12 protein-coding genes and 2 tRNA genes are annotated in these 13,161 nt (G+C 74.0%); 3 read left to right on the forward strand and 11 right to left on the reverse strand.

Annotated elements, in window-relative coordinates; translation table 11 throughout:
* Positions 1-35: 35 nt before the first annotated feature.
* Positions 36-1,187 carry a D-alanine--D-alanine ligase family protein gene (locus tag QRT04_RS03395; protein WP_289453497.1) on the reverse strand — a complete coding sequence of 384 codons (1,152 nt, stop codon included), beginning with the start codon at positions 1,185-1,187 and terminating at the stop codon, positions 36-38.
* 92 nt (positions 1,188-1,279) lie between these two features.
* Between QRT04_RS03395 and QRT04_RS03400 the strand changes: the two genes are divergently transcribed.
* A complete protein-coding gene (locus QRT04_RS03400) occupies positions 1,280-2,422 on the forward strand; it encodes a trans-sulfuration enzyme family protein (protein ID WP_289453498.1) in 1,143 nt (380 codons plus the stop codon).
* Between the two features lie 25 nt (positions 2,423-2,447).
* On the opposite strand, the gene QRT04_RS03405 is transcribed toward QRT04_RS03400, so the two are convergent.
* The 3 genes from QRT04_RS03405 to murA all read right to left on the reverse strand — a co-directional run bounded on the left by QRT04_RS03405 (position 2,448) and on the right by murA (position 5,682).
* A complete protein-coding gene (locus tag QRT04_RS03405) occupies positions 2,448-3,491 on the reverse strand; it encodes an NAD(P)H-dependent glycerol-3-phosphate dehydrogenase (RefSeq protein WP_289453500.1) in 1,044 nt (347 codons plus the stop codon).
* Positions 3,488-4,225, reverse strand: coding sequence for a lysophospholipid acyltransferase family protein (locus QRT04_RS03410; protein WP_289453502.1), 738 nt, complete (start codon positions 4,223-4,225; stop codon positions 3,488-3,490). The genes QRT04_RS03405 and QRT04_RS03410 overlap by 4 nt, the downstream gene beginning before the upstream one ends.
* Positions 4,226-4,353: 128 nt before the next feature.
* Complete coding sequence (gene murA / locus QRT04_RS03415; protein WP_289453504.1) at positions 4,354-5,682, reverse strand: UDP-N-acetylglucosamine 1-carboxyvinyltransferase; 1,329 nt, start codon at positions 5,680-5,682, stop codon at positions 4,354-4,356.
* A 205-nt stretch (positions 5,683-5,887) separates the two neighbouring features.
* Between murA and QRT04_RS03420 the strand changes: the two genes are divergently transcribed.
* A complete protein-coding gene (locus tag QRT04_RS03420; protein WP_289453506.1) occupies positions 5,888-6,721 on the forward strand; it encodes an LLM class flavin-dependent oxidoreductase in 834 nt (277 codons plus the stop codon).
* Between the two features lie 24 nt (positions 6,722-6,745).
* On the opposite strand, the gene QRT04_RS17200 is transcribed toward QRT04_RS03420, so the two are convergent.
* The 3 genes from QRT04_RS17200 to leuC all read right to left on the reverse strand — a co-directional run bounded on the left by QRT04_RS17200 (position 6,746) and on the right by leuC (position 9,776).
* Entirely contained in the window at positions 6,746-7,471 is a 726-nt protein-coding gene (locus QRT04_RS17200) for an HU family DNA-binding protein (protein WP_407653544.1), read from the reverse strand.
* A 129-nt stretch (positions 7,472-7,600) separates the two neighbouring features.
* The gene (gene leuD / locus QRT04_RS03430) at positions 7,601-8,269 is read right to left on the reverse strand and encodes a 3-isopropylmalate dehydratase small subunit (RefSeq protein WP_289453508.1); all 669 of its coding nucleotides are present in this window, start codon (positions 8,267-8,269) and stop codon (positions 7,601-7,603) included.
* Positions 8,270-8,294: 25 nt separating this feature from the next.
* Positions 8,295-9,776, reverse strand: coding sequence for a 3-isopropylmalate dehydratase large subunit (gene leuC / locus QRT04_RS03435; RefSeq protein WP_289453510.1), 1,482 nt, complete (start codon positions 9,774-9,776; stop codon positions 8,295-8,297).
* 96 nt (positions 9,777-9,872) lie between these two features.
* Here leuC and QRT04_RS03440 point away from each other — a divergent pair, with 96 nt between their 5' ends.
* The gene (locus QRT04_RS03440) at positions 9,873-10,592 is read left to right on the forward strand and encodes an IclR family transcriptional regulator (protein WP_289453511.1); all 720 of its coding nucleotides are present in this window, start codon (positions 9,873-9,875) and stop codon (positions 10,590-10,592) included.
* 376 nt (positions 10,593-10,968) lie between these two features.
* On the opposite strand, the gene QRT04_RS03445 is transcribed toward QRT04_RS03440, so the two are convergent.
* The 4 genes from QRT04_RS03445 to QRT04_RS03460 form a co-directional block, all read right to left on the reverse strand.
* Positions 10,969-11,041, reverse strand: a tRNA-Glu gene (locus tag QRT04_RS03445).
* Positions 11,042-11,130: 89 nt separating this feature from the next.
* Positions 11,131-11,202, reverse strand: a tRNA-Gln gene (locus QRT04_RS03450).
* A 193-nt stretch (positions 11,203-11,395) separates the two neighbouring features.
* Positions 11,396-11,854, reverse strand: coding sequence for a DUF6912 family protein (locus QRT04_RS03455; RefSeq protein ID WP_289453512.1), 459 nt, complete (start codon positions 11,852-11,854; stop codon positions 11,396-11,398).
* A 20-nt stretch (positions 11,855-11,874) separates the two neighbouring features.
* The gene (locus QRT04_RS03460; RefSeq protein ID WP_289453514.1) at positions 11,875-13,161 is read right to left on the reverse strand and encodes an AAA family ATPase; all 1,287 of its coding nucleotides are present in this window, start codon (positions 13,159-13,161) and stop codon (positions 11,875-11,877) included.

A 13,161-nucleotide genomic window follows, 5' to 3' on the forward strand; every position in this document is an offset into this window, starting at 1 on the left:
GCGCGTGCCCGTGGGCCCGCCGGACGCCGCGGGCGTCAGCGCAGGCCGGTGGGCCGTGCGAGCGCGAGCGAGATGAGCTCGTCGACCAGCTCGGGGTACTCGAGACCCGTCGCCTGCCAGAGTCGCGGGTACATCGAGAACGGCGTGAAGCCCGGCATCGTGTTGATCTCGTTGACGACGACGTCGCCGTCGGGCGTCACGAAGACGTCGACGCGCGCCAGGCCCTCGCACCCGATGGCCTCGAACGTCCGGACCGCGACGTCGCGGACGCGCTCCGTGAGCTCGGGCCCGAGGTCCGCGGGGCACGTGAGGACCACCCCGCCCTCGCCGAGGTACTTCGCCTCGAAGTCGTAGAACGCGTGCTCGGGGTCGCTCACGACGATCTCGCCGGGCAGCGACGCGCGGGGCCGGCCCCCGGCAGGCGCGCCGAGCACCCCGCACTCGACCTCGCGGCCCACCACGGCGGACTCGACGAGCACCTTGGGGTCGTGCTGCGCGGCCTCCGCGAGCGCGGCGGGCAGGTCGGCGAGGTCGTCGACGCGCGAGATGCCGAGGCTCGACCCGGCGCGCGCGGGCTTGACGAACAGCGGGAGCCCGAGCGGGGCGACGCGCGCCAGGACACCCTGCGGGTCGCGGTCGAGCTCGCCCGGCATCACCACGGCGTACGGCGCGACCGGCAACCCGTTGCCCGTGAGCACCACCTTCATCGCGTGCTTGTCCATGCCGAGCGCCGAGGCGAGCACACCCGAGCCGACGTAGCGCACGTCGGCGAGCTCGAGCATGCCCTGCAGCGTCCCGTCCTCGCCGAACGGGCCGTGCAGCAGCGGGAAGACCACGTCGACCTCGCCGAGCGCGCGCGGCACCCCGCCGTCCTCGCGCACCTGCACCTCACGGTCGCCGACGTCCTGCGGCAGCAGCACGTGCGCGTCGGTGTCCTCGATGCTCGGCAGCGTGCCGTCCGTGATCGCCCAGCGCTCGGGGTCGTCCGACGTGAGCACCCAGCGACCGGTCGGCGTGATCCCGACCGCGAGCACGTCGTAGCGGTCCCGGTCGATGACGCCGAGCACGCCGCCCGCCGTCACGCAGCTGATGGCGTGCTCGCCGGAGCGGCCACCGAAGAGCACCATGACGCGGGGCTTGCGGGGGGCCGACGTGGTGGACGTCTCGAGGGCGGGGAGGGCGTTCATCGGTCCCCGACCCTACCGTGCGCACCGCAGCGTCCCGGGCGGCGAGCCCGCCGCCGACCGGGTCTCGCACCGGGCGCGGGTAGCCTGCCGACGTGACCCCGGACGACCTCTCCCCCGCCACCCTCGCCGTCGCTGCCGGTCGTCCCGAGCGGCAGCAGGGCGCGCCCGTCAACGCGCCGATCGTGCTGTCCTCGACCTACGTCTCGCAGGGTGAGGTCGGTGCCGGCGAGAAGTTCTACGCGCGCGCCGGGACCGAGACCTGGGAGCCGTTCGAGCAGGTGCTCGGAGCGCTGGAGGGGGCGGCCCACCCGGCGGTGCTGTTCGGCTCGGGCATGGCCGCGATCGCCGCGGCGATGTCGCTCGTGCCGGCCGGCGGGCTCCTCGTCGTGCCGCGCCACGCGTACCAGGTCACGCTCGGCTACGCCGCCGACCTCGCGGAGCGCTACGGCGTGCGCGTCACGGCCGTCGAGATCGCCGACACCGACGCGGTGGTCGCAGCGCTGCCGGGCGCCGACCTGCTGTGGGTCGAGTCGCCGACCAACCCGATGCTCGAGGTCGCCGACCTGCCGGCGCTCGTCGCCGCCGCGCACGCCGCCGGGGTCCCGGTCGCGGTCGACAACACGTTCGCCACGCCGCTCGGCCAGCGCCCGCTCGCCCACGGCGCCGACCTCGTCGTGCACTCCGTGACGAAGCACCTCGCGGGCCACACCGACGTCGTGCTCGGCGCGGCCGTGACCGACGACGCCGCGCTGCGTGCCCGCCTGGTGGCGTACCGCACGCTGCACGGGTCGATCGCCGGGCCGTTCGAGGCGTGGCTCGCGCTGCGCGGCGTCCGGACCCTGGCACTCCGAGTCGAGCGCCAGCAGGCGAACGCGCTCGAGCTGGCGCGCCGGCTCGAGTCCCACCCCGACGTGGTCGAGGTGCGCCACCCGGGCCTGCCGTCGGATCCCGGCCACGAGCGCGCGACGCGGCTCATGACCGGCTACGGCTCGATCGTCGGCCTGAGGCCGGTGGGCGGAGCCGCGGGAGCCGACGCCGTGGTCGCCGCGCTCGCGCTCTGGCTGCCCGCCACGAGCCTCGGCGGCGTCGAGTCGAGCCTCGAGCGACGCCGGCGCTACGCGACCGAGTCGCCCACCGTGCCCGAGGACCTGCTGCGCCTCTCGGTCGGGATCGAGGACGTCGAGGACCTGTGGCGGGACCTCGACCAGGCGCTGCGGGGCGCCCGCGGCCGGTGACAGCCCTCGGGCGTCGCCCGCGGGCTCAGAGCCCTTCGGACTTGTACGGCCGGGCGAGCAGCAGCGGCGCGAGGTCCTCGACCGGCAGCCCCTCGTAGAGCACCCGGACGACCGCCTCGGTGATCGGCATCTCGACGCCGAGCGTGGTCGCGAGCTCGAGGACCGGACGGCAGGACTTCACGCCCTCGGCCGTCCCGCCCGTCGCGACGATCGCCTCCTCGAGGCTCATGCCGCGGCCCACGTGGCCGCCGAGCGTGTGGTTGCGCGAGTCGGGCGACGCGCACGTCGCCATCAGGTCGCCCATGCCCGCGAGACCGGGGAACGTCTCGGCGTCGGCGCCGAGCGCGAGGCCGAGCCGCGTGATCTCGACGAGCCCGCGCGTGATGACCGTCGCCATCGTGTTGTAGCCGAGTCCGCGGCCCTGGGAGATGCCGACCGCGAGCGCGATGACGTTCTTCACGGCGCCGCACAGCTCGACGCCGATGACGTCGCGGTTGGTGTACGGCCGGAAGTAGGACGACGCGCACGCCTGCGCGACGAGCCGGGACGTCTCGTCGGACGTGGACGCGACCACCGTGGCCGTCGGCTGGCGGTTCGCGATCTCGCGCGCGAGGTTCGGCCCCGACACGACGGCGATGCGGTCCACCGCGAGGTCGAGCGACTCCGCGATCACCTCGCTCATCCGCCGGTCGGTCGCGAGCTCGACGCCCTTCATCAGCGAGACGCCGACCGCGCCCGGCGCGATCGCGTCGCGCAGCGGCTCGAGCACCGACCGCGCGCTCTGCGACGGCACCGCGACGACGACGAGGTCGGCGTCGCGCACCGCACGGCGCGCGTCGAGGTCGGCCGTGACGCCGTCGGGCAGCGTCAGCCCGGGCAGGTACGCCTCGTTGCGGTGCTCGTCGGCGATCTGCCGACACACCTTCTCCTCCCGGCCCCACACGGTGACGGCACAGCCCGCGTCCGCCATGACGGCCGCGAAGGTGGTGCCCCACGTGCCGGCGCCGAGCACCGCGGCACGCAGCCGACGGCTGGGCTGCTGCTCGAGCACGGCCTGGTCCGCCGTCACGCCGCCTCCTTCCCCGCGCCGCCACGGGCAGCCTTGCGGGGGTCGTACCGCACGGCGGGGGCTTCCTCGCCGCGGATCTCCTCGAGCTGACGCGTGATGGCCTGCATCACGCGCTCCGTCGCCTCGCGGAGCGTCATCGCGTCCTGCGGGCGGTCGTACAGGTCGGACAGGTCGACGGGCGGCCCGGCCACGATGGTGACCTTCTTCGGCGGGAACGCCCACAGCATCTTGCCGCGCCGCGCCATGAGGTCCTGCGGACCCCACTGCGTCACCGGGATGACCGGCTTGCGAGTGGTGAGCGCGAGCCGCGCGACACCCGTCTTGCCGACCATCGGCCACAGGTCCGGCTCCTGCGTCAGCGTGCCCTCGGGGAACACCGCCACGCACGCACCCGCCTCGAGCGCCGCGACCGCCGCGGTCAGCGACTCGCCCGCCGACGCGGTACCGCGGTGCACCGGGATCTGGCGCGTCGCGTAGAGCACGCGGCCGACCACGGGGACCTTGAACAGCGACGACTTCGCCAGCACGTGCGGCACGCGGCCGCTGTCCCACAGGAAGTGCGCGAACGTGAGCGGGTCGATGTTCGTCATGTGGTTCGCCGCGGCGATGAAGCCGCCCTCGGCCGGGAGGTTCACCTGACCGCGCCAGTCCCGCTTCGTCATCGCCATCAGCGGCGGTCGCAGGATCCGCGCCACGTTGCGGTAGGCGCGGTTGGCGCTGGTGGGCGAACGCATGGGGCCCGATGCTACCGGCGCGGGCGACGCCCCAGCACGCGACGCGTCCGCGACGGTGCTCGGTCGCGGCTCGGTCGCGAGCCGGGCGCGGCCCGTCGTGGCACCCGCCGCGCGCGCCGGCGCGCCGCTCAGTCGCGCACCGCCTCGCGGCTGAACTCGGCGCCGAGCGCCTCGAGCTTCTCGGTGAAGTGCTCGTAGCCGCGGTCGATCAGGCTGATGCCGCGGACCGCGGACGTGCCCTTGGCCGCGAGCGCCGCGATCAGGTGGCTGAACCCGCCACGCAGGTCGGGCACCTCGATGTCGGCGGCGGACAGGGGCGTCGGACCGCTGATGACGGCCGAGTGGTAGAAGTTCCGCTGGCCGAACCGGCACGGCCGGCCGCCGAGGCACTCCTTGTAGACCTGGATGGTCGCGCCCATGCCGATCAGCGCGTCCACGAAGCCGAAGCGGTTCTCGTACACCGTCTCGTGCACGATCGAGAGCCCGCGCGCCTGCGTCAGCGCCACGACGAGCGGCTGCTGCCAGTCCGTCATGAAGCCGGGGTGCACGTCGGTCTCGAGCTGGATGGAGTGCAGGTCGCCGCCCGGGTGGAAGAACCGGATGCCCTCGTCCTGCACCACGAACTCGCCACCGACCTTGCGGAACGTGTTGAGGAACGTCGTCATCTCGGGCTGCGTGGCGCCGCGGACGAACACGTCACCGCCCGTCGCGAGCGCCGCGGACCCCCACGACGCCGCCTCCACGCGGTCCGCGAGGGCCGTGTGCTGGTAGCCGTCGAGGCGGTCGACGCCCTCGATGCGGATGACGCGGTCGGTGTCGACCGAGATGATCGCGCCCATCTTCTGCAGCACGTTGACGAGATCCATGATCTCGGGCTCGATCGCGGCGCCGGACAGCTCGGTGATGCCCTCGGCCCGCACCGCCGTGAGCAGCAGCTGCTCCGTGGCGCCGACGCTCGGGTACGGGAGCGCGATCTTCGTGCCCTGCAGGCCGCGCGGCGCACGGAGGTAGATGCCCGTCGGGGTCTTGTCCACCTCGGCGCCGAACTGCCGCAGGATGTCCAGGTGGTAGTTGATCGGCCGGTCGCCGATCCGGCAGCCGCCCAGGTCCGGGATGAACGCCTCTCCGAGGCGGTGCAGCAGCGGCCCGCAGAACAGGATCGGGATGCGTGAGGCGCCCGCGTGCGTGTCGATGTCGGCCACGTGCGCGGACTCGACGGCGCTGGGGTCGAGGTGCAGCGTGCCGGCCCCCGGGTCGGCGTCCACGCGGACGCCGTGCAGCTCGAGCAGGCCGGTGACGACGGCGACGTCGCGGATCTCCGGCACGTTGCGCAGCAGGCTGGGCGTCTCGCCGAGCAGCGCCGCCACCATGGCCTTGGACACGAAGTTCTTGGCGCCGCGCACGGTGATCTCGCCCCGGAGGGGGTTGCCGCCGTCGACGTAGAGCAGGTCTGTCACGCGCCCCATGGTCCATCACGACCCGGGCCGAGTCACATCCTGCGCGCGGCGTGTGGCGGATCCGCGGGGGCCGCGTGTCGGCGGCCCCGGCTACGGTCGACGGAGGCGACGACACCGCCACGGCGGCCGCGGCGCGTCCCTGGGGCGGCCGGGTCGACGTGGAGTGCGGGTTCGCGTCCGTCCGAGTGCGAGAGGTCGGGGTCAGATGAGGTTCGGCATCACCGGGACGTGGGGCTCGCCGTCCGAGCTGCTGGAGGTGGCCGTCGAGGCCGAGCGCGCAGGCTGGGACGGGTGGTTCACGTGGGACGGCGTCAGCCTCGGCGACTGGCCGTCGTGGGCCCCGTGGACGCTGCTGGGGGCGGCGGCGCAGGCCACGAGCCGCCTCCGGCTCGGCGCCGTCGTGTTCGCGCCGGGCAGGCGCCTGCCGTGGGAGCTCGTCCGCGACGTGCTCACGGTGGACCACCTCTCGGGCGGCCGGCTCGTGCTGCCCGTGGGGCTCGGCGTGACGGACGACGCGGCCGTGGCGCGCGTGCGAGGCCTGCCGTCGGCTGCGCGCGATCGTGCGGCGCTCCTGGACGAGAGCCTCGAGTTCCTCGAGCGGGCGCTGCGCGGCGAGAAGTTCTCGTTCGACGGCGCCGCGCACGGCATCGAGGACGCGCACTTCCTCCCCCTCCCCGTCCAGCGGCCCCGGCCACCGGTCTGGGTGGTGGGCGCGTGGCCGAGCGACCGTTCGCTCGCGCGTGCCGCGCGGTGGGACGGCGTGCTCCTCCAGCGCCTGCGCAGCGAGGAGCCCTGGACGCCCGAGGACGCGGCTCGGGCCGTCACGCGCGTGCACGAGCTGCGCGCCGAGCAGGGACTGCCCGACGAGCCGTACGACGTGGTGCTCGACGGCACGCTGCCCACGGACCGCGCGGAGCGCGCGGACCGTCTCGCGGCCCTGGCCGAGGCGGGCGTCACGTGGTGGATCGAGTCGCACTGGGCGCCTGCGACGAAGCCGGCGGACCTGCTCGCCCTGGCGCGCGGCGGCCCGCCGGCCTGATCGACGGCGGGTCCCGCCCGTCGGCTACTTCTTCTTCTTCTTTCCCTTGGCCTTCGCCTTGTCGCCCTTCGACTTGCCCTTGCCGTGGGACTTGTCCCTGCCGTAGGACTTGTCCCTGCCGTAGGACTTGTCCCTGCCGTAGGACTTGTCCTTGCCGTGGGACTTGTCCTTGCCGTGGGACTTGTCCTTGCCGTGGGACTTGTCCTTGCTCTTCGCCTTGTCCTTCGTCACGTCCTTCGCGTGGGCGCGCTTCGCGTCCGTGACCTTGCCGCCGCGCCCGCCCGTCGCCTTGCCGCCGTCGGCAGCACCGCTCGCCGCCACAGCGGCCGTGGCGGCGCCGGCTGCGGCGGGGCTGGGCGCCTCGGCCGGAGGCGGCGTCGCGCGGTACTTCTTGACGTTGCCCGTCACGGTGGTGTCGAGGCCCGAGAGGTCGATCGGCGGCCGGCCGTCGTGGCCACCACCTGCGGCGACGGCCTCGCGCAGCCCGGCGCCCGGGTGGAACCGGGCGACCGTCGTGGCTGCGACGGTCACGGTCGATCCCGTGCGCGGGTTGCGCGCCGTGCGCTCGGTGCGCGCCACGGCCTCGAACGTGCCGAACCCGGTGAGCGTGACCCGCTCACCCGCGGCGAGCGCGTCCGTGATCTCCGCGAGCACCGCATCGAGTGCCGCCGTGGCGGCCGCCCGGCTGGCACCGCGGGCCGCGATCCCCTCGACGATCTGAGCCTTGCCGACCATGGACGTTCCCTTCACCGCAGGGATCGTGGCCCGCGGGGCGCGGACCACCCGCGAACACGCTAGGCCACCGTGCGCGGCGAGATGGCCGAAATGACCGGAGCCCGCAGCGTGTCGCTGCGGGCTCCGGTCTGGTCGGTGCGGCGGTCAGGCGCCGGGTCGGTGACCGATCTCGACCGGGACCACCGGGCGCGCGGCCTTGATCTCGACCGTCGGGAGATGCTTCGCGGGCAGCGTCGTCGGCCGCCACGACGCGCGCTGCTGCTCGAACGAGGCGATCTCGTCCGCGTGCTGCAGCGTCAGGCCGATGTCGTCGAGCCCCTCGAGCAGACGCCACCGGGTGTAGTCGTCGACCTGGAACGGCACCACGACGTCGTCGCACGTGATCGTCTTCGACTCGAGGTCGACGGTGATCTCCGTGCCCGGGCGCGTCTCGAGGATCTTCCAGATCAGCTCGATGTCCTCCTGCGAGGCCACGGCGGCCAGCAGACCCTGCTTGCCCGAGTTGCCGCGGAAGATGTCGGCGAAGCGCGCCGAGATCACCACGCGGAAGCCGTAGTCCTTGAGCGCCCACACCGCGTGCTCACGCGACGAGCCGGTGCCGAAGTCGGGGCCGGCCACGAGCACCGAACCGCTGCGGTACGCGTCCTGGTTGAGGACGAACGACGGGTCGCCGCGCCACGCCGCGAACAGCGCGTCCTCGAAGCCCGTGCGCGTGACGCGCTTGAGGTAGACGGCTGGGATGATCTGGTCGGTGTCGACGTTGCTGCGCCGCAGCGGGACGCCGACGCCGGTGTGCTGGGTGAACTTCTCCATGAGTCTTCTCCGGTCGTCTTCGGCGTCAGACCTGCACGAGCACGCGCGGGTCGAGCGGGGCGAGGGGCGTGCCGTCGAAGGACGACAGGTCGGTGTCGGCCGGCAGGTCGAGGTCGGCCACGGACGACAGCGTGCCGCGGATGGCGGTCGCCGCCGCGACGAGAGGCGACACGAGGTGCGTACGACCGCCCTTGCCCTGGCGACCCTCGAAGTTGCGGTTCGAGGTCGACGCCGCGCGCTCCCCCGGAGCGAGCTGGTCAGGGTTCATGCCGAGGCACATCGAGCAGCCGGCGTTGCGCCACTCCGCACCGAAGTCGAGGAAGATCCGGTCGAGCCCCTCGGCCTCCGCCTGGAGCCGCACGCGCGCCGACGCGGGGACGACGAGCACGCGCACGTCGTCGGCCTTCTTGCGGCCCTGGAGCACCTTCGCGACCGAGCGCAGGTCCTCGATGCGCCCATTGGTGCACGAGCCGATGAACACCGTGTCGACCTTGATCTCGCGCAACGGCTGGCCGGGCGTCAGGCCCATGTACTCGATCGCACGCTCGGCGGTGACGCGCTCGTTCTCGTCGGCGATCTGCTCGGGGACCGGCACGGCGCCCGACAGCGGCAGGCCCTGGCCCGGGTTGGTGCCCCACGTGACGAACGGCTCGAGGTCGGCGGCCTCGAGGACCACCTCGGCGTCGAACTCCGCGTCGTCGTCCGAGCGCAGCGTCGTCCAGTACTCGACGGCGGCGTCCCAGTCCTCGCCCTCGGGCGCGTGCGGCCGGCCCTTCAGGTACGCGAACGTGGTCTCGTCCGGCGCGATCATGCCGGCGCGCGCGCCCGCCTCGATCGACATGTTGCAGATCGTCATGCGAGCTTCCATCGTCAGCTCGCGGATCGCCTCGCCGCGGTACTCGAGCACGTAGCCCTGCCCGCCGCCGGTGCCGATCTTGGCGATGATCGCCAGGATGATGTCCTTGCTCGTCGCGCCCGGCGGGAGCTGCCCGTTGACCGTGATCGCCATCGTCTTGAACGGGGCGAGCGGCAGCGTCTGGGTCGCGAGCACGTGCTCCACCTCGGACGTGCCGATGCCGAACGCGAGCGCGCCGAACGCGCCGTGCGTCGACGTGTGGCTGTCGCCGCAGACGACCGTCAGGCCGGGCTGCGTCAGCCCGAGCTGCGGTCCCACCTGGTGGACGATCCCCTGGTCGGCGTCGCCGAGGGAGTGGATGCGCACGCCGAACTCGGCCGCGTTGTTGCGCAGCGTGTCGATCTGCGTCCGGCTCGTGGCGTCGGCGATCGGCCGGTCGATGTCGAGCGTCGGGGTGTTGTGGTCCTCGGTCGCGATCGTCAGGTCCGGTCGGCGGACCGGACGGCCCGCGAGCCGCAGACCCTCGAACGCCTGGGGGCTCGTCACCTCGTGGACGAGGTGGAGGTCGATGTAGAGGAGGTCGGGCGCACCGTCCGTGCCACGTCGCACGACGTGCGCGTCCCAGACCTTCTCCGCCAACGTGCCGGCCATGTTCTCGGTCCTGTTCTGCTAGCCCGGATGGGGGTGTTCCGGGGTTCGAAGGCCGATCGGCTTGCATCTCAGCCCCTGAGACGCCAATATCGACCTATGGACAACTCTAGCGGAGTCGGCGTGCTGGACAAGGCCGCGTCCGTCCTCAGCGCTCTCGAGGCCGGCCCTGCCACCCTCGCGCAGCTGGTGACGGCCACCCACCTGGCGCGCCCCACCGCGCACCGGCTCGCAGTTGCTCTCGAACATCATCGTCTGGTCGCGCGCGACATGCAGGGGCGGTTCGTCCTGGGGCCGCGGCTGTCGGAGCTCGCCACGGCAGCCGGCGAGGACCGCCTGCTCGCCGCCGCCGGCCCGGTTCTCGCGGCGCTGCGCGACCACACCGGCGAGAGCGCACAGCTCTACCGCCGCCAGGGCGACATGCGCATCTGCGTCGCGGCCGCCGAGCGTCCGATCGGCCTGCGCGACTCGATCCCCGTGGGCGCGACGCTGACGATGCAGGCCGGCTCGGCCGCGCAGATCCTGCTCGCGTGGGAGGAGCCCGACCGGCTGCACCGCGGCCTCCAGGGCGCCAAGTTCACCGCGACGATCCTGTCCGGCGTCCGTCGGCGCGGCTGGGCGCAGTCGGTGTCCGAGCGCGAGGTCGGCGTGGCGTCGGTCTCCGCTCCCGTGCGCGGGCCGTCGGGGCGCGTCGTGGCGGCCGTCTCGGTGTCCGGACCGCTCGAGCGGCTGTCGCGCCAGCCGGGCCGCCTGCACGCCGCTGCGGTCGTCTCCGCCGCGAACCGGCTCACCGAGGTGCTGCGCCGCACCGCGGACTGACGCGTCGAACCTCGCGAATGCCCCTGCCCCGACGTCGGGGGCCGGGGCGTTCGTCGTCACGGGCACGCGCCCGCGACTCGTGGCGCTCGCCGGCGGGCGGGCGGCCTTCGCGTCGGCACGGCTGTCGCGTGTCGGCACGGCGATCGCGTGTCGGCACGGCCATCACGCGTCGGCACGGCTCTCACGCGTCCGCGCGGCGATCACGTGTCGGCGCGGTGGGATCCGGCCGCACGTCGGCACGATCGTGTTCCCGTCGCCTGAGACCGGTCGGCGCGGACCTGCAACCCCCGCTCCTCGCACGGCGGAGCTGTCGACGGCGGGCAGCGGCGCCGGGGAACGACGAAGGCCCGGTCACCTGGGTGACCGGGCCTTGACGTACCCCCGACCGGATTCGAACCGGCGCTACCGCCGTGAGAGGGCGGCGTGCTAGGCCGCTACACAACGGGGGCCTTGCTGCCGTGGAGACCCGGGGGCCTCCTGCAGGTGAACACTCTACCCGACGCCCCGAACTCGGAACGCACGGCCAGCGGTGCTCGCGCTGGGGTACCAGGACTCGAACCTAGACTAACTGAACCAGAATCAGTCGTGCTGCCAATTACACCATACCCCATGGGGGTATGACCCCCGACGGCTGGGCGGGCGACCCGTGGGCCCTCCGCCGTCCACCGGACGTCGTACCGGCGGTGAACACTACCCGAGCCTCGCGCCAGTGGTCCAACCGCGCACCGCCGTCGCGGCTCGGACGTGACGAAGCCCACCCGAAGCTCGCGGCGCGCGGATCGCGCGCGGCGGAGCGGGCCCGGTCAGGGGCGCGGGACCGCCCCGAGCTCGGACGCGTCGTACCAGAGCAGGTCGGCCTCCTCGAGCCGTTCGAGCGCCGCCGCGTCGCCGGCAGCGGCGAGCGCGACGTCCTCCGACGCCGCCGGCTCGTCGACGAGGAAGCACACGATCTGCGCGGCCACGACCTCCTGCAGGACGTCGACCGCGCTCGGCGGTGCGTCGTCGTCCTCGACCGCCCCGACGGAGGTCTCGGGCACGTCGGCCGAGACGACGAGCCGCAGGCGCGGGGCTCCCGGATCGCGCGCCAGGAGCTCGAGCGACAGGTCGGCGGCCTCGAGCTGGGCGACGAACTCGAGCCCCTCCTCGTCCTCGTCCGGCAGGGCCGCGCGAAGCGCCGTCGTCACCGCGTGGGCGCGTCTCCCGGTCAGCAGCGGGGCCGCAGGGTCGAGCTCGTCGAGCGTCGCGGGCAGGTAGATGCGCACGGGGACAGTGTGCCCGGTGGTCAGGCGCCGGCCCGTGCAAGCGTCGCCACGTCGTCGGGGTCCGCGGCCGTTGCCACGCCGTCGAGCGCCGCCGCCAGCGCCGCGATCGCGCGCCGCAGCGCCGATCCGGGGGCGATCTCGCGCAGCGTGCGCGCAGAGAGCAGCGCCGTGTCGAGCGCCTGGCCGTCGTCCGGGAGCAGGTGCGGTGACGCCACGCCGGCGTACCGCGCGAGCGCGTCGGCCACCGCCTCGGCGGGACGCGGACCGGCGACCGAGGCCCGGACGCGGTTGACCGCCACCACCCGGTGCGCGCCCAGCCCGTGGTCGGACAGCTCACCGAGGCCGCGCACGAGACGCTGGACGCCCACCGGGTCCGCGGCACCTACGACGACGACGACGTCGGCGGCCTCGAGCGCGCTCAGCGTGGCGGCGTTCCGGCGCGGCGCACGGGTGTCGTAGCTGAGGGCCTCGTCCTCCTCGAGGCAGAACCCGCAGTCGACGACCGTCCACCGCGCGAGCGACCGCGCGGTGCGCCACACGGGCTCGAGCGCCGGTGCCGACAGCTCGGGCCAGCGGTCGGCACGCGAGATACCCGACAGCACCCTCAGGTCCGGCGCCAGGACGGGTGCGAGCCGGGCGAGCCCGACCAGGTCGAGCGCACCCTGGACTCCCACCCGGGCCGCCGCGGCGAGACCGGGGGCCTCGTCGAGCAGGCCCACGACCTGTGCGACCGAGCCGCCGTACGTGTCCGCGTCGACCAGGAGCGTCCGGCTCCCACCGGCGGCGAGCTCGGCGGCCACGTTGACGGCGACGGTCGTGCGGCCCGGCGCTCCGGTGGGGCCCCACACGGCGACGAGCCGACCGCGCTCCGTCGGGAGCGGCATCGGCGCGTCCGGTCGGCCGCCGGCCGGCAGGCGGATCTCGGGCGGCCGCGGCGACCCGCGGTCGAGGACGACGAGGGCGTCCTCGACGAGGCTGCGCGCGGCGAGCTCGTCGTCGGGTGCCTCCACGACGAGGTCCACCCCGCACGCCGCGAGCCGTTCCGCGAGCCAGGGCCGGTCGCGCTCGACGACGCCGACCACCTGCACGCCCGCGCGGTGCAGCACGTCGACCGACTCGGCGTCGAGGAGCTCGAGGTCCGACGACACGACGGCGAGCCCGCCGAGCCCCGCCTCGGCCGCGGCGAGCAGCTCGGCGAGGTCCGCGCACCGTCGGACGACGTTCAACCGCCCGCGCGTGTCCTCGACGGCCCGGACGATGGCGGTCTCGGACTCGCCGCTGACCGCGCAGAGCACGCCGACGGCCAT

This window comes from Cellulomonas alba, assembly GCF_030362835.1.
GTDB classification, from domain to species: Bacteria; Actinomycetota; Actinomycetes; order Actinomycetales; family Cellulomonadaceae; genus Cellulomonas; species Cellulomonas alba.